Here is a 24,362-nt window from a genome sequence, read left to right as displayed (position 1 = left end):
CGCGCTAAAGATAATTTAGGAGATGAGCCATGGGAATCAGAACCGGTAAGCAGTTCATCGAGGGCCTCAAGAATCGTCCGCGTGACGTGTGGGTGCGCGGCGAACGGGTCGAAGATGTAACTACCCATCCTGCGTTCAAGGGCGCAGTCGAACAACTCGCCGCGTTGTACGACACGCAGCATGACCCCGAACTGCAGGACAAGGTCACCTACGTCGTCCCGGAAACTGGTGAGCGCGCGGGCCTCGCATTCATGCCCGCGAAGTCTGCGGCCGACCTGCGTAAGCGTCGTGAAGCCTATCGCATCTGGGCCGAGACCAACTTTGGACTGATGGGTCGTTCGCCAGACTTCATGAATGTCACGCTCCTGGCTTTTTGGGAAGCGCGTCACGACTTCGCCAAGGGTGGCCAGCAGTTTGCCGACAATATCGTCAAGTATTACGAGTACATCCGCGACAACGACCTGTTCCTGAGCCATGCACTCATTACGCCGCAGAATGACCGCTCGAAGCAGTCGTCTGAGCAGGCCAGCATGCACCTCCGTGTCGTGAAAGAAACCGATGATGGCATCTACGTCAGCGGCGCACGGATGATTGCGACGCTCGGTCCGGTGTCGGACGAGATGATTATGTACAACCTGCCGCAGTTCAAGGCGGGCGACGAAGACCACGCACTCATCTTCGCGGTGCCGACTGACGTCAAGGGTATGCGGCAGATTTCCCGCGACCCGTATTTCGTTGATGCGCACGAAAATTACGACCACCCGCTGTCGACGCGCTTCGAAGAGAACGACTCGCTGCTCATTTTCGACAACGTGTTCGTCCCTTGGGACCGTGTGTTTTGCTACAAGCAGGTCGAGCTCTCGAATCAACTCTATTCGCACACCGGTCTGCGCAATCACACGGCTCACCAAACCAACACGCGTGCGCTCATCAAGATGCAGTTCTCCGTCGGCCTGGCTGTTGCCGTCGCGAAGTCCATCAAGGCCGACCAGTTTCTTCATGTGCAGCAGATGCTCGGCGAATTGCTCGGCTATATCGAGCACATCAAGAGCGCACTCGTGCGCTCCGAGTACGAGTCTGAGCCGACGGAAGTGGGTACCGTGCGTCCTTCGCTCGCCCCGCTCCAGGCTATTCGCACGATGCTCCCGTACGCGTATCCGCGTGTCATTGAAGTGCTGCAAACCATCGGTGCCGGCGGCTTCATGCTGATGCCAAGCGGCGCTGACTTCCGCGCGCCCGAACTCTCTGACGACCTTGCACTTTACTACCAGGGCGCGGGTGGCATGCCATCCGTCGAGCGCGTGAAGCTCTTCAAGCTTGCTTGGGACCTCGCCGGTGAAGCTTTCGGCCAGCGCCTCGTGCAGTACGAGCGTTATTACGCCGGCGACCCGGTTCGCAACCTGGCGATGAACTATCTCAGCAACCGCAATCCCGACATGCAACGCCTTGTCGACAAGGCGTTGACCTTGGCAGGGGACCCCAACGGCCCCGTGCATGTCGCGGAAAAAGCAACCAACGAGTTGGCTACGGAAGTGAACTCATGAGCGATACCCGACCATCCAATTTTTCAAGCGTATGGGCTGACCTGCGCGGCGTTACGTTCAGTCAGGGCTACCTCGATGCGGACGGAATCAAGACGCGCTTCATCTCGTCCGGTACCCGAGACAAGCCGCTGCTTCTATGCCTGCACGGAGTTGGCGGTCATGCCGAAGCGTATTCGAGAAACTTTGGTCCGCATGGTGAGCACTTCTGGGTGGTAGCCATCGACATGCTCGGGCACGGCTGGACCGACAAGCCGGAAATCAATTACCAGGTCAAAGACTACGCTGACCACGTTCTTGCTGTGCTGAAGGCGCTCGGCCGCGAGCGTGCGCACATCACCGGCGAATCACTCGGTGGTTGGGTCGCGACGTATCTCGCGGTGCATCACCCGGAGGTGGTCGACCATCTGGTGCTGAACACCGCTGGTGGCTGGACCGCGCACCCCGAAGTCATGGCTCGTCTAAAGAGCCTGTCGAACCAGGCCGCCGAAGACCCCAGCTGGGAACGTATCAAGACCCGTCTTGAGTTCCTGATGTGCGACAAGAGCACGGTCAGCGATGACCTCATCGAAACGCGCCGGACCATCTACTCGCAGCCCGGCTTCGCCGACACCATGAGGCGAATTATGTGTCTGCAGGAGATGGAAGTTCGCCGCCCGAACATGATTACCGAAGAGCAGTACCGGTCAATCAAGGCTCCATCGCTAGTAGTCTGGACCTCGCATGACCCTACGGCGACGCCAGCGGAAGGTAAGGAAATCTCGGAAATGATTCCGAACTGCAAGTATGTCGTGATGAATGAATGCGGCCACTGGCCGCAGTTCGAAGACGCAGAGCTGTTCAATCGTCTCCACATCGACTTTCTGCTCGACAGGTAATGGTTTAGCGGTCTCAGCAGCACCGGGGCCATCAACGAGAGAGTAACGACCGCGAACGAGGATTGAATCATGTCAGATACCAACCGAGCCGTCGAAGCGTCGTCAGCCGCGGCTAGCGCGACAGGGAACGCATTCCGGCACGCTCTAGGGCACTTTGCAACTGGCATCACGGTAATCTCAGCGCTGGATGCTCAGGGCAAGCCGTACGGCGCGACTGTCAGTTCGTTCTCTTCACTGTCGCTCGAGCCGCCGCTCATCCAGTGGAGTCTGACGACGACCTCGTACTCGTACCCCGTCTTCAGCCAGGCAAAGCATTTCGCGGTCAACATCCTGGCATCCGACCAGGAAGAGGTTTCTCGCATCTTCTGCAAGCCGATTGACCGGTTTGCGCAGGTCGACGCGTTAAAGGGCCTCGAAGACCTGCCGCTCGTCGCTGGCTGCCTTGGATGGATTGAGTGCAGCCTCGAGCGCGAAATCGAAGCCGGTGACCACACCATTTTTGTGGGACGCGTGTTGCGCACGCGAGTAGTCGACAAATCGCCGCTGGTCCATTGGCGCGGCTGCTACCACCCGCTCGAAGTCGACTCCGTTTCTTGAGTGCGCGTCGACGCTAGCAAATACAAGAGGTTCTCATGTCAGATACAACTGCTGAACACCGCGCAACCAACGCTTTGAGCATTGAAGCTCTGGCGGCTGAACTGCGTAGTTGCTACGAATCCGGGCGGACCATCGCTCCGTTGCGTTCGCGCAGCTCGTCCGACGACGTGGACACGGCATATGCCGTTCAAGATGCGAATACGAAGTTTTTCGAGGCACAAGGCCGCCGTCTCATCGGTCGAAAAATCGGACTTACATCGAAGGTAGTTCAGGCGCAACTGGGCGTCGACCAGCCCGACTTCGGGATGCTCTTCGCTGATATGGCCGCGGGGGAAGGCGAACCCATTGCAGTTAGCCGCCTGCATCAGCCAAAAGTGGAAGCGGAAGTGGCCCTCATCCTAGCCGAGGACCTCGATATTGAGAGGCCGACAGTCGCCGACCTGATTCGAGCGACGGCGTATGTCGTGCCGGCCCTTGAGATTGTCGGCAGCCGGATTGCCAATTGGGACATCCGTTTTTTTGACACCGTGGCGGACAACGCTTCGTCCGGAATGTTTGTGCTCGGCGGACCTGCACGTCGTATTCAAGACCTGGATTTACGCGGCCTGCAGATGACGATGCGTCGCGAACACGATGGCGTAACGACCGGCCCGAACGTCGTATCGACCGGCAGCGGTGCAGCGTGTCTCGGCCATCCGCTCAATGCAGCTGTCTGGCTCGCAGGCGAAATCGCCCGCCGCGGCCGTCCCCTCAAAGCCGGTGATGTCGTGCTGACCGGCGCACTGGGTCCCATGGTCCCGGTTACCGCTGGTGACACGTTTGTCGCCCAACTGTCCGGACTCGGCGAAGTCACGGCGAAATTCGTTTAAGAGGTTTCTATGTCCAAAACCAAAGTAGCCATCATCGGTTCCGGCAACATCGGTACTGACTTGATGATAAAAGTGCTTCGGCTTTCTGACGTTCTTGAAATGGGCGCCTTCGTCGGTATCGACCCCGAGTCTGACGGGCTGAAGCGTGCAGAACGTATGGGCGTACCCATCACGGCGGAAGGTATTGATGGACTGACGCGTATGCCGAACTTTGACGAAATCAAAATCGTATTCGATGCGACGTCGGCTGGTGCTCACAAGAAGCACGACGCGGTACTGCAGTCATTCAGGAAGCGCGTCATCGACCTCACGCCGGCGGCGATTGGTCCTTTCACGGTGCCGTGCGTGAATGGCGAACAAAATCTCGATGCCCCGAACGTCAACATGGTGACATGCGGCGGGCAGGCGACCATTCCCATTGTCGCGGCCGTAAGCGCCGTCTCGAACGTCCCTTATGCGGAAATCGTTGCATCGATTTCGTCACGTTCGGCAGGCCCGGGCACCCGTGCCAACATCGACGAGTTCACCGAGACGACGTCGCAGGCAATCGAAAAGGTCGGCGGGGCAAAGCGTGGCAAGGCAATCATTGTCCTTAACCCGGCGGAGCCGCCGCTCATCATGCGCGACACGGTGTATTGTCTCTGCGAAAGCACGGACGAAGAAGCGGTCACCGCATCAATTGAGGCCACCGTCGCCAAGGTCAAGTCGTACGTGCCCGGCTACCGGATGAAGCAGAAGGTCCAATTCCAGCACTACACCGATGAAAATCCCCTCTTCATTGCGGAATTGAACCGCTCTTTCACCGGGATGAAGGTTACGGTATTCCTCGAAGTCGAAGGTGCCGCCCACTACCTGCCCGCATATGCCGGCAACCTGGACATCATGACTTCGGCGGCATTGGCCACAGCCGAAAGCATTGTTCGTCGCCAGAAACACGAAAGCGCCCCAGCGGAGGCCGTATGAGCAACGAAATCAAATCCAAACTGTACATCCAGGATGTAACGCTGCGCGACGGCATGCACGCCGTTCGCCATCAGTACAGCCTCGACCACGTCCGCACAATCGCCCGCGCACTCGACGCAGCGAAGGTTGATGCCATTGAAGTAGCTCACGGTGACGGTCTTTCGGGTTCAAGCTTCAACTACGGCTTCGGCGCATGCACGGATTGGGCATGGATTGAAGCAACGGCTGAAGTTATCTCGCATGCCAAGCTGACAACGCTGCTCATTCCGGGCATCGGGACGACCCACGACCTCAAGCGTGCATTCGAATCAGGCGTTCGCTCCGTTCGCATCGCGACGCACTGCACCGAAGCGGACGTCTCGAAACAACATGTCGAGTACGCCCGCGGGCTCGGCATGGACGTCTCCGGCTTCCTGATGATGTCGCACATGCTGGCGCCAGCCAGGCTCGCCCAGCAGGCGAAGCTCATGGAATCCTACGGCGCGCATTGCGTGTACGTGACGGACTCCGGTGGCGCCATGACGATGGATGACACTGCCGCTCGTTTCCGCGCATATGACGAAGTGCTCAAGCCCGAAACGCAGCGTGGCATCCACGCACACCACAACCTGTCGCTCGGCGTGGCGAACTCGATTGTCGCTGTTCAGAACGGCGCAGTCCGCGTCGACGCGAGCCTGGCCGGAATGGGCGCGGGCGCGGGCAACGCGCCTCTCGAAGTTTTCATTGCAGCGGCCGATGTATACGGATGGGAACACGGCACCGACCTGTTCGCGCTGATGGACGCTGCGGAAGAACTCGTTCGGCCGTTGCAGGACCGCCCGGTCCGCGTCGACCGCGAGACTCTCAGCCTCGGGTACGCCGGCGTTTATTCGAGCTTCCTTCGCCACGCTGAGACTGCAGCCAAGCAGTACGGGCTGGACACCCGAACCATTCTCATCGAATTGGGCAAGCGGAAAATGGTCGGCGGTCAGGAAGACATGATTGTCGACGTTGCGCTCGACCTCGTGCAGCGAAAACAACAGGCAGCCTGACCGCAAGAAGACGTGACAGGCCGGGTCATCGGTGGCCCGGAAAAAAATATAAGGCGAAGCCCATCCAATTTTGGAGGCAGACATGTACCGATTTCTCGCTTCGAATTCCGTAGCGAGCCTGCTTAACACAGGGCTCGTCGCGAAATCTGGCGCATCAGTCCGTTGCTATTCGTGGGTTACGGCTTCGTATTCGTCGACCGCATCAACCTTGGATTCACGAAACTGCAGGTGTGTGCATGTCAACGAGAGCGGCCCGCACTCCTGAGTCCCTGGATGCTGTTTGACTGATTATTAGAAGCTTGAGAATCTATCATGGAAAACACCACTGAATTTGACACCGACGTCATTATCGTCGGCTCCGGCCCGATGGGTGCTACGACAGCGCTCGCGTTGGCGACGTACGGGGCACGCTCACATATGGTTTCGCGATTCAATTGGGTCGCGGATACGCCACGTGCTCATATCACCAACCAGCGGACGATGGAAGTGTATCGGGACCTTGAAATCGAGGAGGACGTGCTTCGCTATGCCACTCCGTGGGACGAGATGGGCGACAGCCTCATCGCCACCAGCCTGGCGGGTGAAGAGCTGGTTCGTCTGCGTTCTTGGGGCACGGGCGATGCGCGCCGAGGCGACTACCTCAAGGGCAGCCCGTGCGGCATGGTAGACATCACGCAGCCGAACGTGGAGCCGATTCTCTTCAAGAATGCGGCGCATCGCGGCGCGACATATTCCGCGAACACAGAATACCTCTCGCATACCCAGGACGAGAACGGCGTCACGGTGAACCTGCAGGACCGCCTGTCCGGTCGCGAATACTCGATGCGCGCCAAGTATCTGGTCGGCGCTGACGGTGCGCGCTCGAAGATTGTCGACGAACTCGGTTTGCAAATCGAAGGTCAGATGGCGCGGGCGGGCACCGCTTATGTCATCTTCAATGCGGACCTGACGCGCTATGCGAAGCATCGTCCAAGTATTCTGCACTGGATTGTCAGCCCGGATGCCAGCTTCGGCGAAATTGGACTGGGGTTGCTTCGGGCCGTCAAGCCGTGGACTCAATGGATTGCGGGCTGGGGTTTTGACATCTCGAAGGGTGAGCCGGACCTGAGTGACGAAACTGTTCTCGGGAAGATTCGCGTCCTGGTTGGGGACCCGAATCTGGAGGTTGAGGTTGTCCGGAAATCCGTTTGGTATGTGAACCAGGCCTATGCGACCACGTACTCGAAGGGGCGTGTGTTCGCTGGTGGCGACGCAACCCATCGACACCCGCCATCGAGTGGCCTCGGTTTAAACACTTGTGTACAGGATGCGTTCAATCTTGCCTGGAAGCTCGCCTATGTTCTGAAGGGTTACGCGGGCGAGAGACTTCTCGACAGCTATTCGGACGAGCGTGCACCTGTGGGCAAGCAGATTGTCCTGCGTGCGAATCAGTCGCGTCTCGATTTCGCACCACTCAAGGCGGTCTTCAGCGTCGAAGGCGCAGAAAATCCGGTCGCCGCGGGCATCGCCCGATTCAAGGACCCTGGACCCGAGGGCGCCCGAGCGCGCCAGGCAGTCCTGGAAGGATTGGACCTGAAGAACCATGAATTCAACGCGCAAGGCGTTGAAATGAATCAACGCTACGCCTCTGCAGCTGTAATTCCTGACCCTCAGCTTGGTCCGGAAGAGTGGAAGCAGGACAAGGGACTTTATCTTCAGCCCACTACGCGACCCGGCGCGAAGATTCCACATGCCTGGCTCATCGACAAGCACGGCATTCGTATTTCGACGCTCGATGTGACTGGGAAGGGGAAGTTCTCGCTTGTCACAGGCCTTTCCGGAGGTGCATGGGTCAAGGCGGCCGAAGCACTCGACCTGTCATTTCTGCGGACCGTCGTCACGGGTGCAAAGGGTTCGGAAGACCCTTATTGCGACTGGCAACGTCAGCGCGAAGTCGCCGAGGCAGGGGCGCTTCTAGTCCGCCCCGATGGATACATCGCCTGGCGGCAAGCCGAGAACGTATTTGACGCGGAGTTGGCGCGTGAGCTCCTCGGTGCTGCGCTTGCCGACGTACTCGCGAAAAAATGACACCAAACGCCAAGCGCTAAACGCGCGGGCATTCAAGTTAACCGTTACGCGGAAGCAAGGAAGCGAAATGAGCGCAGAAAATCAATTGACTGAAGCAGGAACAAGTAAGTTTGCTCGCATCAAGGAGGGAGACCTCGACTTGCAGATTCACTACAACGACATGGGAATGGGCAGGGAGACCGTTGTAATGCTGCATGGTTCGGGTCCGGGGGCGAGTGGCTGGGCCAACTTCAATCGTAACCTCGAACCGCTGGTCGAAAAAGGCTATCGCGTCATCCTCATGGACTGTCCGGGTTGGAGCAAGAGTGACCCAATTGTTTGTACCGGTTCCCGCTCGGAACTGAATGCCCGGGCACTTAAAGGGCTGCTCGATGCAATCGATTTGCAAGGGCCGGTCCACATCATCGGTAACTCGATGGGCGGACACGCCGCGGTTGCATTCGCGTTGGCAAATCCGAGTCGCGTTGGAAAGCTCATCCTGATGGGCGGTGGCACGGGTGGCCCGAGCCAGTTCGTGCCGATGCCGACGGAGGGTATCAAATTGCTACAGGGGCTTTATCGTGAGCCGACGATTGAAAATCTCAAGAAGATGATGAACGTGTTTGTCTACGACACGAGCAATCTGACCGAGGACCTCTATCAGGGGCGTCTCCACAACATGCTGGCGCGTAAGGACCATCTCGAGAATTTCGTGAAAAGCCTCGCTGCGAACCCCAAGCAATTCCCCGACGTTGGTCACCGGCTTTCGGAAGTCAAATCGCCGACCCTCATCATCTGGGGCCGGGATGACCGTTTCGTCCCTATGGACGTTGGTCTGAGGCTTTTGTGGGGCATGCCGAATGCGGAATTTCACATCTTCAATCGCTGCGGTCACTGGGCGCAATGGGAACATGCCGACAAATTCAATCGCATGGTGCTCGACTTTCTGACGCACTAGCCTGAAACGCAGGCTGGGGAGGTGGCTTTGGCCCAGTGAACTAACCAACCAATTCGCGCGCGAGAAGCGAGACAGCGCGTGGTGGAGTGTAAGGGTTCGGGTTTCCCCCGAACCTTCGCACTGGGGGATTAGGGTCTATGCGGATAACGCACATACGGATAACGCATATAGCTCCTCGGCATTATCCCGGCACGCGCGGCGTAAGTAGTATCACTATAAAACCGATAGCAGTTGGCGAAGCAGGCTGAATTATTGTTGGCATAAATGCTTCCTCAGGTGGCGTGCCAGCTGGTCGATAAGAAAAGCGGTTCCGGAGACAATCGAAGTAAGGAGGCAGGTATGCAGCAATACGCAGGAAATCTCTCTGAAGCAGACTCGATTAAGAGGAGTGCTTATCGGAAGATTTGGCTTCGAATTATCCCGCTGCTGTTTCTTTGCTATGGGTTTGCGTTCATCGACCGAATCAACATCGGGTTCACGAAGCTCCAGATGAGCGATGAGTTGGGTATCAACGCGACCTGGTACGGTATTGCGGCTGGCGCATTTTTCATTACCTATGCTTTCGCCGAGATACCGAGCAATCTCGTTCTTGCAAAGTGGGGCGCACGACGTACCTTCGTTCGGATTATGGTGCTGTGGGGATTGGCAACTGCTGCGACGGCTTTTATTACGAACGTCGGGCACCTCATCACATTGCGACTTCTGCTCGGCGCGTTTGAGGCAGGCTTCCTTCCCGGCATCGTTCTCTACTTCACCTACTGGTTCCCGTTCCGTATGCGGGCCCGTGCAACGGCGGTCATCTTCGTTGCCAACGCCGTTGCAGGCTCAATTGCAGCGCCCCTCAGCGGATGGATTCTTACTTCGCTGAATGGTGCCTTCGGCCTTGCCGGCTGGAGATGGGTCTTCCTGGTGGAGGGGCTGCCTGCTTGCGCTCTCGGATTCGTCTGCTTTTTCTTACTGAGAAACCGTCCAGCGGATGCTGAATGGCTGACGTCCGACGAAAAGGCTGCGGTTGCAGCGGACCTTGCCAGCGAAGTCGCGCCGATGCGTGAGCATCTCTCGAAGGGTGTCGCGAAGCAGATTCTCACGAACCCCACCAACTACCTAGTGGCGTTCCTGTTCTTTACCGCTGCATGCAGCAACTACCTGCTGTTCTTCTGGCTACCGACGATTGTGAAGGAAAGTGGCATTGCCTCGCTCGTGAGCGTCGGCTTCCTGACAGCGGTTCCCCTGGCCATGGGATTTGTCGGCGCAATCCTGGTCAGTTGGAGTTCTGATGCCCTAAGAGAACGCCGCTGGCACCTCGTGTTCTGCTTTTGCCTGATTGCTGGTGGTCTCATCGCCAGCACCTTTGCGACAGAGTCGAGGGTACTGATGCTCACTGCGTTTGCCGTAGCGAGCTTCGGAACCGGAGCAAGCGGGCCGCTGATTTTCTCGATTCCACCAAGCTATCTGAGCAAACAGGCTGCGCCTGCCGGTATCGCATTCATAAGTATGTTGGGGAACATTGCAGGCTTTGCTAGCCCGCCTCTCCTCGGATACATCAAGACAGTCACCGGCAGTCTGGCGAGCGGCGTCGTAGCTATTGCGCTCCTCGCCGCGGTCGGAGCACTACTCTCTGCGGTTGCGTTCCAGAAGCGCCGGGAAGCTGTTGTACAGACGCGCTTGACGTAACTCCGACGGAAGTTATCAAAAGGCGATGCGGGCAAGGACTGTTTTTTGGTAGCGCCCGCTATCGCCCAGGGTGGTGGGCCTGTAGCGCGTCCAGCCGACGGCCAGCGATGCGCGTAATTTGGTGTGTCTGGATGCGGCTGTTGCATACAGCGAAGAAATCCGGTTCGACCTTCGGGTTATTTTTTTAGCGCTTATCTGCTGACATGCTAGTACGACAGCGGGTAGTAGCGAAGCACATGGTCGCATCAAGAAGGCGCGACAGACTGACATCAAACGGAGGATTCAGTGAGCCATACGGAAGCGATTGAGAGAAAAGCTAGTGAGGCGGCAGCAGTCAAGGTGGCGCCGCCCGTCGAGACGGTAGCGGATGTCCTTGCCGCCGCACTAAGTAGGCATGAGGTCACGCATGTGTTTGGACAAAGTATTCCGGCCGCATTTTTTGTCGTGGCTCACAAATTCGGAATCCGGCAGGTCAGCTACCGTACCGAAAATGCCGGTGGTGCGATGGCCGACGGGTATGCGCGGATTTCCGGCAAGGTCGGTGTCGTTGCTGCGCAGAACGGCCCGGCTGCCACCTTATTGGTCGCCCCGCTCGCAGAAGCGCTCAAAGCCTCAGTGCCGCTCGTCGCTATCGTCCAGGACGTGCCGACCGGAACGGTCGACCGCAACGCCTTCCAGGAGCTTGACCATGTTGCGCTGTTCGGGCCGTGCGCGAAATGGGTTCGCCGGGTTACCGACGCGACTCGAATCGACGACTATGTCGACGCTGCATTCACAGCAGCGACGAGCGGACGGCCTGGGCCGGCGGTGCTGATTCTGCCCATGGACCTGCTGAGGAAGCCGGCTGCCTCGAGTGGTCGAAAAGCGAATTTGGGCCGTTATCCGCTTGACCGGTATCGTCCCTCGGCGGATTCCATTTCTGCCGTAGCGCAAATGATTGCTGCGTCCAGGCGACCTTACGTACTGGCAGGTGGCGGAGTCCACCTGTCGGGCGCAAGCGAGGCGCTTGCCCGACTGAGCGAAGTAGCAGCAATCCCAGTCGCTACGACAAACATGGGCAAAGGCGTAATCGACGAAACGTCGCCGCTGTCGTTGGGCGTGTTTGGAAATTGCACAGGCCCCGGAACCATGCCTCGCCATCTGGAAGGCCTGCTCGTGGAGGCGGACCTCATAATTCTCGCCGGCACGCGCACCAACCAGAATGGCACCGACTCCTGGAAATCAATCCCCACCTCGGCAAAACTGGTCCATATCGACATTGACCCACAGGAAATCGGCCGGACGTATGAAACTACCCGGTTGATGGGCGACGTAAAGCTGACTCTCGAAGCGTTGTCGGAAGAACTCGAAGGTCTTGACTTGCCATTCGCTAGTAAGCGCAGCCTTACCGTTGCCAGCGAGATTTCGCACGCCCGTGGCGAGGTAGCGAAGGAGCGCGCGCTAATAAGCGCTGGGAGTCCCGGCGCCATTAGGCCTGAAGCAGTCATGTTCGAACTCGACAAGCTGCTTCGCCCCGACGACATCGTCGTCGCCGATGCGAGCTATTCGACCAACTGGGCCAACACGTTCCTGACTGCACGAAAGAACGGGGCACGGTTCCTGACACCTCGTGGACTTGCGGGTCTGGGTTGGGGCTTCCCCATGGCTATTGGCGCCAAGGCTGCGGTGCCTGGCGCCCGGGTGTTTGCTCTTGAAGGGGACGGAGGCTTTGGGCACTGCTGGTCCGAGCTTGAGAGCGCGCGGCGGATGGGCCTGCCCGTCATCCTAATTGTGCTCAACAACAGCATTCTAGGATACGAGTACCACGCGGAAAACGTTCACTACGGGGTCCACACGGATGCATGCAGCTTTGGCAGCGTGGACCACGCGGCAATCGCAAGAGCAACTGGTTGCTTCGGCGAACGCGTTGAAAACCCCAGCGACATCGCCGCGGCGCTTGAGCGGGCTATCGCGTTCACCGGTCCCGCCGTGCTCGACGTCATTACTGACGCAAACGCATTTCCGCCACTGTCGCTTTTCTCTGGCGATAACAACCCGGCTGCAAGGGACTTCGACGAGGTGGGCTTGTCATGAACATGGAACAACGGAAGGTTTCCTGGGTCACGGGCGCATCAAGCGGAATTGGGCTTTCTGTCGCGCAGGCGCTGGTTGCCGATGGCCACTTCGTAGTCATCTCAGCGCGCGGGGAGCAAGGCCTCTCCGAAGCACTCGCAGAACTGCACAAAATCGGACCGAACGCGGCAGCTGTTGCCGTTGATGTGACGGTCGCAGCAGACGTTAAAGCGGCTGCCGCGCGTATCGAATCCGAGCACGGCAGAATTGGAGTGCTCGTAGCGAATGCGGGTATGAACATTGGGACTCGTGCCTGGGGCGAGGTATCGGTCGAGGATTTCGACCGAGTCACCAGTATCAATCTCAATGGTGTGTTCTACACCATCGACGCGGTGCTGCCAGGAATGCGTGAGCATTCCGACGGCCTTGTCGTGAATATCAGCTCGTGGGCCGGTCGGTTCATTTCAGCGAAACCTGGGCCCGCGTATTCCGCAGCGAAGGCCGCGGTGGTCGCGATGACGACGAGTCTGAACGCGTCGGAGTTCCGAAACGGCATCCGCGCATGCGCTCTGTGCCCAGCGGAAGTCGCGACGCCCGCGATGCTGAGGCGGAAAATTCCTCCGACAGATGTCGAGTTGAAACGGATGTTGCAACCAGCGGATGTCGCATCTGCCGTCCGCTATGTCGTCAGCATGCCGGCACACGTTTGTATCAATGAACTCGTCATTTCCCCTGTGTGGAATGGCGCGTTCGGGGCTCCATGAGCCCGCCAGTCTACAGACACACGACCGTCGGCCAAACGCCGGCTTAGGGCTATGCGTCGGCGTCGACGCGGATTGCCTGGACGCGGAGCGAACTGCATAGTCCATCGTAAAGCGACACCACATATGAAAGATTTCGCCGGAAGTATCGTTGCAATTGTTACGCCGATGCGCGAGGACGGTTCTCTTGACTTTGAATCTCTGGGAAACCTAATCGACTGGCATATCGAAAGTGGTACCGCCGCGATATGCGTGGCGGGAACAACGGGCGAGGCATCCACGCTTTCCTTCGACGAGCATCGCGAGATTTCGGAGTTCACGGTCAATCGCGTGGCCAAGCGGTGCCCGGTCATGGTAGGAGCCGGGTCGAACTCTACACACGAAGCCGTCGAGCTAACTCTCATGGCTAAGCAAATCGGCGCGGACGCCACGTTGCAAGTCACTCCCTACTACGTCAGGCCGTCGCAAGATGGTCTGTATAAGCACTTTGTGACTGTTTCTGAGGCCGTCGACCTCCCGATGATGCTCTATAACGTTCCCACAAGAACGGGTATTGACCTGAGCGTCGAAACGACGTTGCGCCTCGCGCAAGTCCCGGGAATCTTCGGTCTGAAAGACGCGACGGGAAATCTGGAGCGCGCCGGCGCCCTGTTGGGGCTGCGACCGGAGGGATTCAAGGTCTTCTCGGGCGACGATGCCACATCTGTCCCGCTGATGCTCCTGGGAGGCGACGGCACCGTTAGCGTTAGCGCCAATGTTGTCCCTGTGGCAGCCGCACGGGTCAGCGTGCTGGCAAAGGGCGGAAATGCTAAAGCTGCCGCCGCGCTTCATTTAAAGCTCCTGCCGTTACACGCAGCCTTGTTCGTTGAAAGCAGCCCAGCGCCAACGAAATGGGCATTGACCACGCTTGGGAGGGCTTCGCCCTTTTGCAGGTCACCAATCGTTGAATTGTCTGAAACCGCTCGCGGCACGGTGCTCCGGGGGATGGAGCGAGCGGAAGCGTTTGAAACCGCAGTGTCCGTTGATTTGGAAAGCAACGAGACCCCCATCGGTCTGGCTCTCGGCTGACGTTAAAGCCATCAGTACGCGACGAATTCGAATTCGAGAACGGAGATAAAGATGATTGTTGAAATGAGGACGTATACCTTTCAACCCGGGAAGCTTCGGGAATGGTTGCCGTACTTCGAGAAGGAGAGATTTCCCATTCAGCAGCGGCACTTGGGAAAGCTACTCGGTTACTACACAGCAGACACAGGGGAACTCAATCAGGTCGTTCAGCTATGGGCCTACGAAGACTTCGAAGACCGAGCTGCCCGTCGTGCCGCGTTGTGGTCCGACCCTGAGTGGCTAAATCCAGCGAAATCGACGATGCACATGATTATTAAGCAGGAAAGCAAACTGCTTTTGCCGACAGCATTCTCGCCAAAGGTCTGACTGTTCGAGAAGCCATCGCGAGGTAATTTCGGCGAGCGCGCCACTCCGCATGCGGCAGCGCCGAGTCGAATATCGGAATATCAGGAGTGAAACGATGCTTAAATCATTAGGATACCTAGGCGTTAATACAACCGATGTCGAAGGTTGGAGAAAATACGGAACTTCGTTTCTCGGCATGCAGGCTGCCAAGAGCGATGGTCAGGCCCTGAGCTTCAGGATGGATGGCGCACAGCAGCGATTGACGGTCGCCGAAGCCAGCCATAACGGACTTTCGCATATGGGTTGGGAGGTGGATGGCGCGGTTGCGCTTGATGGCCTCGCGGCGCGGCTTGAGCGCGCGGGAGTGAGTGTTCGGCATGGCTCGAATGAATTGTGTGAACAGCGTCGGGTGACGGACCTAATTGTGTTCTCTGACCCGGTGGGGAATCGGCTGGAAGCTTTTTACGGTCTTGGTGTCGCTTCCGAACCATTCATCCCGGGTCGCACGATGTCAGGGTTCCGGACCGGCGACATGGGTATTGGACATGCGGTGTTGATGGTGCCCGACGCAACTGCGGTGCTTGCCTTCTACCGTGAACTCCTCGGTTTCCGGCTGAGTGATTACTTCGAGCGGCCATTCAAGGCTTTTTTCTTGCACCTGAATCAACGCCATCACAGCCTCGCGATTCTCCAGATGGGGACGCCTGGCATTCACCACCTCATGTTCGAGACGTTGAGCCTTGACGACGTTGGACAGGCTTACGACCTGGCTCTGATAGACGAAGGGCGAATTGCTACGACCATCGGTCGGCACACCAACGACCAGGTTGTCTCTTTTTATGCGAGAAGCCCGTCCGGTTTTCTGGTGGAGTGTGGCTGGGGCGGCCTCAGCGTCGATGTCGACACCTGGAAGCCCTACGAAGTGGTGCATGGCCCTAGCTTGTGGGGACACGACCGCGACTGGTTGCCGCCCGAGAAGCAGGAAGAGGCAAGGCAAATCCGCTTCGCCGCGGCGAGAAACGGTGCACGCGCTCCCGTCCACGTTATCGACGGCTTGTACGACGCATCGCCTACCTGACTTCTCATTCGGGTCATCTAGCCGCTCAATGTTCGAAACCGTCACGTGTACGCGCCACTCTTATGAGGGTTGACATGGCCATAGCCTCCGACGACAGCCGTCTGCGGCGCATATACAGGGAAACAGACCTCTCGGCCCAGCCAGAGCGCCGGGCCGAATGGGTCTACCAGGAACTGCTCAGGAGATTCGTCTCGGGTCAATACAGCTTTGGCGAACGAATCTCTGTCAAGGATTTGAGCGCTGAGACGGGCGTGAGCCGACAGCCCGTGATGACGGCAATGCTGAAGCTGAGTCTCGCAGGCTTTGTGAAAATCCGACCTCAGGTCGGTTGCGAAGTCATTACGCCCACCAGCAGCGAGATAACCGACTTCTTCCTGATGTTCGGAAGGATGGAGTCATTGATGGCGGAGCTGGCTGCGACTCGGAAAACACCGGAACACATCAACCGCCTGCACCTGACCAACCGGCAAATCGCGATGCTGCAAGAATCCCCAGCGGCCAGCGGAGAAGCATTCCGAGTGCTGAACCGGGATTTTCATTCCACGATTCATTCGGCCGCTGCTGCGCCAGGGGTTCATCGCTTCATTGTTCAGCAATGGGAGATGGCTGACTTTTTCCTGGCTCAAGCCGACGCCTTCGCCGACCACCTGGAAGGCGCCGTCGCCGAACATAAACAGATGATTGACGCGATTGATTCCGGCTCAGGACAGCGCGCGTCGCAACTGACTCAAGAACACATTGCGAACTTCTGCACGCTTGTGCTCGACAGGCTGTCGGCCTGACGCGCCCCCCATTCCTCGCTCGAAAATATTGTTTTGTTGTTCCCGAGGTACGCAGATGCCATTCGGCAGGTAATGACGCCGGAATGGTCCCACTTTTAGGAAAGGAGACGAAGGACATGGAAACGATGCGCGCAGCACGACTTCATCAGATTGGTAACCCCATGGAGATTGACGAGATTCCTGTACCTACTCCCGAAGTAGACCAGGTTCTGGTCCGCGTCGAAGCATGCGGTGTTGTTCCCAATCTTGGCAACGTAATCAAGAACTACCCGATTTGGTTCCCAGACCTCCCGCTGCCAGCGCTTCCGGCCATCTTCGGGCTAGACCCGGCTGGCGTCGTTGTTGCCGTTGGTAAGCGTGTCTTTGATTTCAAGGAAGGCGACCGGGTCTACGTCAATCCGGGTCGCGCATGCGGAGCATGTCGTAGCTGCCGTGCCAACGACGCGTTGAGTTGCGAGCGCTTTGCTTTTTCGGGCTACTTTGGGTTCTCGGCGAAGGCTAACGAATTGCTACGCCATTATCCATACGGCGGCTTCGCCGAATATATGACGGCTCCGCAACAGAGTCTAGTCCGTCTACCTGACTCAGTGACCTTCGACCAGGCCGCTCGCTTCGGTTACCTCGGAACTGCCTACGCCGCACTTGCCCGGGTAAATGCAGGCCCGGGACAGACGGTCATCATCAATGGCGCGACCGGCACCCTCGGATTAGGAGCCATTCTGCTTGCACTGGCTCGAGGGACGACCAAAATCCTCGCAGTGGCTCGTGACATGAGGCTGCTGGAGCGCGTCAAGGAACTCTCGCCCAGACGAATTGAGATTTTCTCGACGACATCCGGGAAGTCGTTATCGGACTGGGCCGCGTCGTGTACTGGCGGAAAGGGCGTCGACGCAGTTGTAGACACGCTTGGTCCAGGGACGCCAGCTAAGGCTGTTACCGACGCGCTGGATTGCCTGCGTCGCGGTGCGAAGGCCGTGAACGTAGGTGGTGTTTCTGAGCTCGTCCCAATGAACCTCTTCAAGCTCATGGCTGCCCAAGTGCAGTGGAATGGTTCGAACTGGTTCAGCGCCGCACAGGGTCAGGATATGGCAGACCTAGCTGCGTGCGGTCTGCTCGACCTGTCTATTTTCGAAACAACAGCTTTCCCGCTCGACCGTGTAAATGATGCGCTGTCCACAATCGGTGGCCGCAACGGCGGATTCACCAACTTTGTCGTAAAGCCTCAGCACTAACGGCCGAGCTCTCGATGAACGCCCGCCGTCGGCACGCTGGCATCGTGCTTGGCTACGGGCCGGTGTCTTCCCGGCCCGCCCAAGAGCGAGCGTCGAGGCTAGCCTTGAGATACCGGACAGGGTGGTGAAGTTAGCGCCCTGAGGCGAACGGCTGACGGGCGACGCTGGCTCCGAGGGGCATCTCATGATGCTTTGAAACCTGTCTGAAGGCCCCGCTCTGGGTAAGGCGGGGCTCAACTTCACCAAGGGGCATTCACAAAAACAAGAGATGTACACGAGAGAGAATGCTGCAACTCGGCCGAGAGGCATCCGCCCGTACTCGCGAGCCATCGCAAAGGACGGTTTTCTCCTGCCGAGAAGCACCAATCTGCAGGGGCCGGTTACAGCGTCAGGAGTTCTTCCGTGATAACGAGGAAACGCTCGATGTCGGCGCGTGAATGACAGTGAAGCGGTGAGAGCCGTACGGCACTTTTCAAGCCAAACGACTTAAGCATCCGTCCTGAGTACACGCTGGTCTCAACCCGTTCGTAGACGATAACGCCTCGCCTCTCATATTCGCGCACCGCCTCAGTTGCTTCGAGGTTTGAGAAGCCAATGCCTACTATAAGGTCGCGACGAGTGAAGTCGTCATGGTCCCAATACACCTCGACACCAGGCATATGCCTTAAGCCTCGCTGCGCGCCTTGCCCTTCAAGTAATGCCAAGAGGAGAGCTCGTTCTTGCAGTTCGATGCGATGCATGCCTTCGAGAAACAGTGCACGACGGTCCTCCGAGTCGTTAAAGCGCGCGCCTAGCCAAGCGATATAGTCGACGATTTTGGTCACCATCGCGAACTGGCCGGGAGTTGGGGTGCCTAATTGCCACGCATCTTGTGGCTTTGCGAGAAGTCGATGATGAGGAAACTTAGCAACTCGAGGAGAAAGCCATGCAATACCCGAGCCGCGACAGCCAAAAAACTTGTACGGTGCGAAGTTGATACCGTCGACAGGTGTCTTCTGGAGGTCTATCACGCCATGGGGCGCATGCTGGACCGCGTCCACGACGATGTAAAGGTCCGGATTCTTCGCTCTCGCTTTCTCGACGATGTCCGCGAGGTCAAACTTAGCTCCCGAGATGTTGGACGCGTACATGACGCTGAGTAGAACGGTATCGCCATCTACCAGCTTTACAATATCGTTGACGTCAACACCCCCCGTTTCAGGGTTACTTGGTGCGACCCGCAACTCCCTCTCTGTACGCTCGCAATACATCTTCATCGAGTCAAACGATGACGGATGCTCGAGGATGGTCGTAACGGCATTGCCTCCCGGGACGTTCTCCATGATGGCTCGCACCATGTCAAACATCGTCTCAGACGCCGTCAGCGCTGTGAAGATGCTTCCATCCCGTGCGTTGAGAATGGTCTGGATGTCGCTTTCTCCGCGCGCCATCACCTCCTGCAACCGAAGAGCGCGGCCGTGTATTCGTTCGGGATTGTCAGGCACCGTATCCAAAGCGCTTAACGAATCAACAGCTGCCTTTAGGCGGAACGAGCCACCCGCATTGTCGAAGAACAGCCGTCTTTGTCCGTCGGCGTCGGCGTCGACATGGTGAAATCGGCCCTTGATTTCTTCCATCAAAGGTTCCGAGAAGAACTCTCCGCGGCTGCTCATGCGACATACTCCCGTAATGCATATGTTATCGAATTCGACTTGTCCCGCTGCGCTGCGCGACGCCAGTCAATCAGGGTCCCGCCACTTCGCTTGAGCACATCGCGATGTTGCCTAGGCACTCCGAGAAAGCGATTGACCTGCTTTACGCCGGCCCCTTGGACTCGCTTACGCGACTATCTTGTCATGCAGCAGTTTTTCAATCCATTGCTGTTCACGTCGGCCAGTGGCAATCTCGTCCTGAATCCCTCGCTCTTTCTCAGCATGTTTGCTCGCAAGAGCCAACAACTCCTCCGCGCTATCCTGCGGGAAGAACACGACACCGTCTTCGTCGCCAACAACCAAGTCACCCGGGTTCACAACCTGTCCGCCGACGGAAACCGGGACATTGAGTTCGCCCGGTCCGTCCTTGTATGGCCCGCGGTGGCTAATGCTACGGGCATAGCATGGAAAAGCCTCAAATGCTGCAACGTCACGGATAGAGCCATCAATGACAAATCCGACGCAACCGTGTTGTTCAGCATGTAGCTTTACCAGTTCGCCGACTAATGCGTTGTGTTGCTCCCCACCCCCGTCAACGACCAGAACATGGCCGGATTGCATCATCATCAGCGCTTTGTAGATGATGAGATTGTCGCCCGGGCGCGTCTTCACCGTGAATGCCGTCCCGACCAACTTGCCAGTCTTGTTAAAACGTGTGAGTCCGACTGCTCCGACCAAGCGACCCATGTTGTCGCTGAGGTGTGGCGTCACTACGTTCTTCAGACGGTCGATAACACCTTCGGGCGCAACATTCGGCGCCGGGTTAATCCGAAAACCGGGAAGACTCATGCAAAACTCCGTTCGAGGATGCCAAACACTAGAGCATCATGGGTTGAACAACAGGGGCCAGGAGAGGATAGAAAACCAATCCTCACGTCGGGTTCGACGTCACGTCGAGGAGGAACCATTTGCAACCTGGCCTAATGAGCAGGCGCGAACGCGGTCACCTCGATTTCCACATCGACCCCTTGTGAGAGTTGTGCTTCGACAGTGCTCCGCACTGGTAACGCGTTCTTGAAGAACTCCGCGTACACGGCGTTGAAACGAGACATCAGCTTGATGTCGGAGAGCCATACCGTAGCGCGCACCACTTGGGTCATGTTGGAATCGAGTTCAGCGAGGGACGCCGCGATGGTTTCCAGGACATTTCGGGTTTGCGCTTCGATGTCTCCGCGTAGCGGCTGCAGTTTCTCGTCCTTTGGCGTCTGGCCTGAGAGAAACAGGAAGTCGCCTGCTCTGACCGCTTTCGACAGCGGCGCGGTGAGAGGGCTCGGGTAGCGGGTAAGTTGGTTTTTGCTCATGATTTTCCAAAGACTTCATTTGAGCCATCGAGGGTCGGCGCCCAGCAACGGCGTTGGGTTACTAAACGGTCGCGTGCTCGTGGTGAAGGAACCGCTCAAGACGATACGGCTCCAGGTCGACGGGTGCTTCTTTGCCTTGCATGAGCGCAGACACACAGCGAGCTGTGATTGCAGATAGAGTTAGTCCGTTGTGAGCGTGGCCGAATGCATAGGCGATTCGCGGTGCGTTTCGCATCAAACCTATTGCGGGAAGCCCATCGGGCAACGAAGGGCGCACGCCCATCCACGGCGTCGCATCCGCCTCATTTACGTTAGGCAGGTAGCGCTTCGCAAGTTTGAGAAGCATCCATGCACGGTCCATGTTGGGCTGCGAATCGGCTCGCGCGAATTCAGCAGTGCCCGCGAGACGCAAGCCTTCGTCCATCGGCGTTGCGGCAAAGTGCGGCTCGCCGAAGACAATTGGACGCTTGAGGCGTACATCTGAAGACGGCAGCATGAGGTGATAACCACGCTCCGATACAAGCGGCACCTTAATGTCAAGACGCTGCAGAAGCGCTCCCGTCTGAAATCCCATAGTCAGGACCACGCGGTCAGTGACGAAGGACCCACTTGCGGTATGTATCCGAACGCCGCTATCCACGTTTTCAATGCCGCGGACTTCATCGGTAAAAAATTCGACGCCCGCCTCCCTGAGCCGCTTGACGTAGAGTTCACCCAGCCCCCTGGGACTGCTGCAACGGCCAGAGTTCTTGAAGAAGATGCCGCCAACCATGTCCTTACTAAGCTCCGGCTCCATTTCTGTAATTAGTTCTGCTGAAATTCTTTCAGCCGCCAAACCAAATGAATTCCAGGTTCGCAAAGAGCGACATTTTGCTTCAAGGCCCGCGAGCGTCCGAAACGCGACCAATCCGCCTTCGCGCGTGAGGAGCTGCTGTGCGTTGGCGGCGGTCAGAAGCTCATCAAAGCTCTCGTATGCGAGCGTCGTCATGCTTGCCAGCCCAGTCAAAATATTCTGATAAGAAGCCGGCTTGAGCGCCGCTACTGCCTTGACAGCCCAAGGAATCATCTTGGTTGCATAGTCGGGCTTGATAACCAGGGGGCCTTCTTTCGACAGCATGAATTTCGGCAGCTGGCGCAGCATGTCTGGCGACGCTGGAGGGAAGATGTTGGCTTCCGACAGGTATCCGGCGTTTCCGTAGGATGTGCCATGCATTGGTTCACCCTTTTCGACCACCGTAACCTTGAAGCCATCGAGATGGAGCTTGAGAGCGATGGACAGTCCGACGATTCCCGCTCCAAGGACTGTCACACCACGCGATGCTGCGCCGTTATTTTTCGGATGCGTCATGATTTAATGCGACCGGATGTCGGACAGGAATGCCTTGGCTCGAGCATGCTTCGGCGCAGTAAAGAACTCCTTCGGTGCCGCGCGCTCAAGAATTACACCGTTGTCCATGAACCAGACGATGTCCGATACCTCTCGTGCGAAATTCATCTCATGCGTGACACACACCATCGTCATTCCATCCTTTGCGAGCGACTTCATCACGTTGAGGACTTCTCCGACCATCTCGGGGTCAAGTGCTGACGTAGGTTCATCGAACAGCATGACCGGAGGCTCCATGGCAAGTGCCCGCGCAATTGCAACACGCTGCTGCTGACCGCCGGAAAGCTGCTGAGGGTAAGCATCTGCCTTGTGCGCGAGACCAACCCGCTCGAGAAGCGTCATAGCTTGCTTCTTCGCATCCGCAGGCTTTTTCTTGCCCAGTTTGACGGGTGCCAAGCAAATGTTGTTTGTGACAGACAGGTGCGGAAAAAGGTTGAAAGACTGGAATACGAAGCCGACACCCGTTCGGAACTCATTCACGTTCGTCGACTTCGCATGGACGTCGCGACCGTTCAGTTCTATCGTTCCAGACTGAATCTCTTCCAGCCGATTGATGGTACGAATGAGCGTGGACTTTCCGGAACCCGACGGCCCGCATACCACCACGACCTCGCCCTTCTTCACTTCTGCGGTTACGTCAGTGAGAACGTGGTGTGTGCCGTAAAACTTGTTAACCTTCGAGAACCGTATCATTTTCCAAACTCCTGGTTACAACGTTCGTGCGGGAGCGCCGGCGGGTTACGCTGCGTTCGAGATGGTGGGCCACTTGAGTCAGGGCAAAACATGCCGCGAAGTAAGTCAGCGCCAGAATCATGAAGACAGCGAACGGACGGGTCAGCAGATTGTTGTTCACAGCGTTGGCAGCAAACGTGAGCTCCTGGACGCTGATGACGTAGCCAATCGAAGTCTCTTTGATGGTCGACACAAACTGACTGATGATGCTCGGAACCATGTTATAGAGGGCCTGCGGCAGGAGCACAAAACACGTCGTCCGCCAGTAGCCCAAACCAAGCGCCCGTGCTGCTTCAGTCTGCCCCCTCGGCAACGAGACGAGACCGGCCCGAATAACTTCCGACAGATACGCAGCTTCGTAGATGACGAGCGTGCAAAGCAGCGCGGTCACACCTGAAACGTTATGACCGAGCAGAACCGGCACCAAAAAATATGTCCAGAAGACCAGCATCACCAGCGGAATGCCGCGGACGATGTAGACAAACACTGTCGCCGCAGATGCGAGCCATTTGATTGACCCCGTCCGGCACAATGCGAGGCCAACGCTAATCGGGAAAGAAAGGCCCAGACCGAGAACCGACAGAATCAGTGTCAGCGCGAGGCCGCCCAACGGACCACTCGGATATTGCCCAATCAGAAAAACCAGCCAGTTGTCTCTGATGATGTCAATCATGACTACCTCGTCGGAACGCTGCTACGCCGTGACACAATCGCTCCGAGCGCCATCAGGCCAAGTGAAACAGCAAGATAGAAGCCGGTAGCGACGGCATAGGACTCGAAGGTTCGGAACGTCTGGTTCTCTATCTCACGAACTGCGTAGGTCATTTCTGCAGCGCCCACGACCATGGCCAAGCTGGTGTTTTTGAACAGTAGAACGGTGTGGTTGATAAATGGCGGCATCGAAACGCGAAACGCCTGCGGCAAAATCACATATCGCATCGAGCGCACATAACTCAGGCCGAGAGAGCGTGCCGCTTCATGCTGCCCCCAAGGAACCGACCGCAATCCGCTTCGGATGTCTTCAGAGAAGTAAGCCGACATACAAAGCCCGATTGCGATGCCCGAGAAAAACATCTCGCCGTTGTGCGCGTTGACCCAGCTTTGCCAGCTGTCTGGCAGCAACGTGGGAACGCCGAAGTACCACAGAATGATTTGCACCAGCATCGGCACGTTCTGGTGGTAGGCGACGAAGCCCGCAACGACACGTTCGGCTATCTTGTTCCCGGTGGCTCGTACAACCGCGAGAGCGGTTCCAAGGCCGACGGCCAAAATCCAGCTTTCAGCTGTCAGCGCGAGCGTGACCTTGGCGCCCTTAATCAGCTCCGGCCCGTAAGGCGCGGCGAAGACTGCACTGAAGTCGAGGTGTAGAGACATCA

General features: G+C 57.6%; 23 protein-coding genes. 16 read left to right on the top strand and 7 right to left on the bottom strand.

Translation table 11 applies throughout. From position 1 onward, the window contains the following. Window positions 1–29 precede the first annotated feature (29 nt). From B0G76_RS03735 to B0G76_RS03660, 16 genes are all read left to right on the top strand, one after another. Window positions 30–1,544, top strand: a complete 1,515-nt coding sequence (locus tag B0G76_RS03735; RefSeq protein ID WP_120290205.1) for a 4-hydroxyphenylacetate 3-hydroxylase family protein — start codon at window positions 30–32, stop codon at window positions 1,542–1,544. After that, a complete protein-coding gene (locus tag B0G76_RS03730) occupies window positions 1,541–2,419 on the top strand; it encodes an alpha/beta fold hydrolase (protein ID WP_120290203.1) in 879 nt (292 codons plus the stop codon). Before B0G76_RS03735 ends, B0G76_RS03730 begins: the two co-directional genes overlap by 4 nt. A gap of 69 nt (window positions 2,420–2,488) precedes the next feature. Further along, window positions 2,489–3,016 (top strand): flavin reductase family protein, encoded by a 528-nt coding sequence (locus B0G76_RS03725; RefSeq protein WP_120290201.1) that lies wholly within the window; start codon window positions 2,489–2,491, stop codon window positions 3,014–3,016. Between the two features lie 35 nt (window positions 3,017–3,051). Continuing rightward, window positions 3,052–3,885, top strand: coding sequence for a 2-keto-4-pentenoate hydratase (mhpD, locus tag B0G76_RS03720; protein WP_120290199.1), 834 nt, complete (start codon window positions 3,052–3,054; stop codon window positions 3,883–3,885). A 9-nt stretch (window positions 3,886–3,894) separates the two neighbouring features. Next, a complete protein-coding gene (locus B0G76_RS03715) occupies window positions 3,895–4,848 on the top strand; it encodes an acetaldehyde dehydrogenase (acetylating) (RefSeq protein ID WP_120290198.1) in 954 nt (317 codons plus the stop codon). Further along, complete coding sequence (gene dmpG, locus B0G76_RS03710) at window positions 4,845–5,879, top strand: 4-hydroxy-2-oxovalerate aldolase (protein WP_120290196.1); 1,035 nt, start codon at window positions 4,845–4,847, stop codon at window positions 5,877–5,879. Before B0G76_RS03715 ends, dmpG begins: the two co-directional genes overlap by 4 nt. A 312-nt stretch (window positions 5,880–6,191) precedes the next feature. Continuing rightward, window positions 6,192–7,946, top strand: coding sequence for an FAD-dependent monooxygenase (locus B0G76_RS03705; protein WP_120290194.1), 1,755 nt, complete (start codon window positions 6,192–6,194; stop codon window positions 7,944–7,946). 67 nt (window positions 7,947–8,013) lie between these two features. Next, complete coding sequence (locus tag B0G76_RS03700; protein WP_120290192.1) at window positions 8,014–8,883, top strand: alpha/beta fold hydrolase; 870 nt, start codon at window positions 8,014–8,016, stop codon at window positions 8,881–8,883. A gap of 339 nt (window positions 8,884–9,222) precedes the next feature. Beyond that, window positions 9,223–10,557 (top strand): MFS transporter, encoded by a 1,335-nt coding sequence (locus B0G76_RS03695; protein WP_120296184.1) that lies wholly within the window; start codon window positions 9,223–9,225, stop codon window positions 10,555–10,557. 339 nt (window positions 10,558–10,896) lie between these two features. Continuing rightward, on the top strand, window positions 10,897–12,630 hold the full coding sequence (locus B0G76_RS03690; protein ID WP_120296183.1) for an acetolactate synthase catalytic subunit: 1,734 nt from the start codon (window positions 10,897–10,899) through the stop codon (window positions 12,628–12,630). Then, window positions 12,627–13,373, top strand: a complete 747-nt coding sequence (locus B0G76_RS03685; RefSeq protein ID WP_120290191.1) for an SDR family oxidoreductase — start codon at window positions 12,627–12,629, stop codon at window positions 13,371–13,373. Before B0G76_RS03690 ends, B0G76_RS03685 begins: the two co-directional genes overlap by 4 nt. A 123-nt stretch (window positions 13,374–13,496) precedes the next feature. Next, window positions 13,497–14,438 carry a 4-hydroxy-tetrahydrodipicolinate synthase gene (dapA, locus tag B0G76_RS03680; protein ID WP_120290189.1) on the top strand — a complete coding sequence of 314 codons (942 nt, stop codon included), beginning with the start codon at window positions 13,497–13,499 and terminating at the stop codon, window positions 14,436–14,438. Window positions 14,439–14,489: 51 nt separating this feature from the next. Further along, complete coding sequence (locus tag B0G76_RS03675) at window positions 14,490–14,804, top strand: NIPSNAP family protein (protein WP_120290187.1); 315 nt, start codon at window positions 14,490–14,492, stop codon at window positions 14,802–14,804. 94 nt (window positions 14,805–14,898) lie between these two features. Further along, window positions 14,899–15,861: a VOC family protein gene (locus tag B0G76_RS03670; protein WP_120296182.1), complete on the top strand. Its 963-nt coding sequence runs from the start codon at window positions 14,899–14,901 to the stop codon at window positions 15,859–15,861. 74 nt (window positions 15,862–15,935) lie between these two features. Continuing rightward, window positions 15,936–16,643, top strand: coding sequence for a GntR family transcriptional regulator (locus B0G76_RS03665; protein WP_183081982.1), 708 nt, complete (start codon window positions 15,936–15,938; stop codon window positions 16,641–16,643). 116 nt (window positions 16,644–16,759) lie between these two features. Further along, window positions 16,760–17,875, top strand: a complete 1,116-nt coding sequence (locus tag B0G76_RS03660; RefSeq protein WP_120296181.1) for an alcohol dehydrogenase catalytic domain-containing protein — start codon at window positions 16,760–16,762, stop codon at window positions 17,873–17,875. A 380-nt stretch (window positions 17,876–18,255) separates the two neighbouring features. Here B0G76_RS03660 and B0G76_RS03655 read toward each other — a convergent pair whose 3' ends face one another. The 7 genes from B0G76_RS03655 to B0G76_RS03625 all read right to left on the bottom strand — a co-directional run bounded on the left by B0G76_RS03655 (window position 18,256) and on the right by B0G76_RS03625 (window position 24,360). Beyond that, a complete protein-coding gene (locus B0G76_RS03655) occupies window positions 18,256–19,527 on the bottom strand; it encodes an aminotransferase class V-fold PLP-dependent enzyme (RefSeq protein ID WP_120290183.1) in 1,272 nt (423 codons plus the stop codon). A gap of 165 nt (window positions 19,528–19,692) precedes the next feature. Beyond that, window positions 19,693–20,355: an RraA family protein gene (locus tag B0G76_RS03650; protein ID WP_120290181.1), complete on the bottom strand. Its 663-nt coding sequence runs from the start codon at window positions 20,353–20,355 to the stop codon at window positions 19,693–19,695. 131 nt (window positions 20,356–20,486) lie between these two features. Then, the gene (locus tag B0G76_RS03645; protein WP_120290179.1) at window positions 20,487–20,867 is read right to left on the bottom strand and encodes a RidA family protein; all 381 of its coding nucleotides are present in this window, start codon (window positions 20,865–20,867) and stop codon (window positions 20,487–20,489) included. A 61-nt stretch (window positions 20,868–20,928) separates the two neighbouring features. Next, on the bottom strand, window positions 20,929–22,215 hold the full coding sequence (locus B0G76_RS03640; protein WP_120290177.1) for an FAD-binding oxidoreductase: 1,287 nt from the start codon (window positions 22,213–22,215) through the stop codon (window positions 20,929–20,931). 3 nt (window positions 22,216–22,218) lie between these two features. Beyond that, complete coding sequence (locus B0G76_RS03635) at window positions 22,219–22,947, bottom strand: amino acid ABC transporter ATP-binding protein (protein ID WP_120290175.1); 729 nt, start codon at window positions 22,945–22,947, stop codon at window positions 22,219–22,221. Continuing rightward, window positions 22,925–23,659, bottom strand: a complete 735-nt coding sequence (locus B0G76_RS03630) for an amino acid ABC transporter permease (protein WP_120290173.1) — start codon at window positions 23,657–23,659, stop codon at window positions 22,925–22,927. Before B0G76_RS03630 ends, B0G76_RS03635 begins: the two co-directional genes overlap by 23 nt. Window positions 23,660–23,661: 2 nt before the next feature. Then, entirely contained in the window at window positions 23,662–24,360 is a 699-nt protein-coding gene (locus tag B0G76_RS03625) for an amino acid ABC transporter permease (RefSeq protein ID WP_120290171.1), read from the bottom strand. Window positions 24,361–24,362: the final 2 nt, after the last annotated feature.

Origin of the sequence: Paraburkholderia sp. BL23I1N1 (genome assembly GCF_003610295.1) — a bacterium.
Classification (GTDB): domain Bacteria; phylum Pseudomonadota; class Gammaproteobacteria; order Burkholderiales; family Burkholderiaceae; genus Paraburkholderia.
Note: the sequence above shows the minus strand (reverse complement) of the source record. Positions and strands in the feature narration are given on the sequence as shown.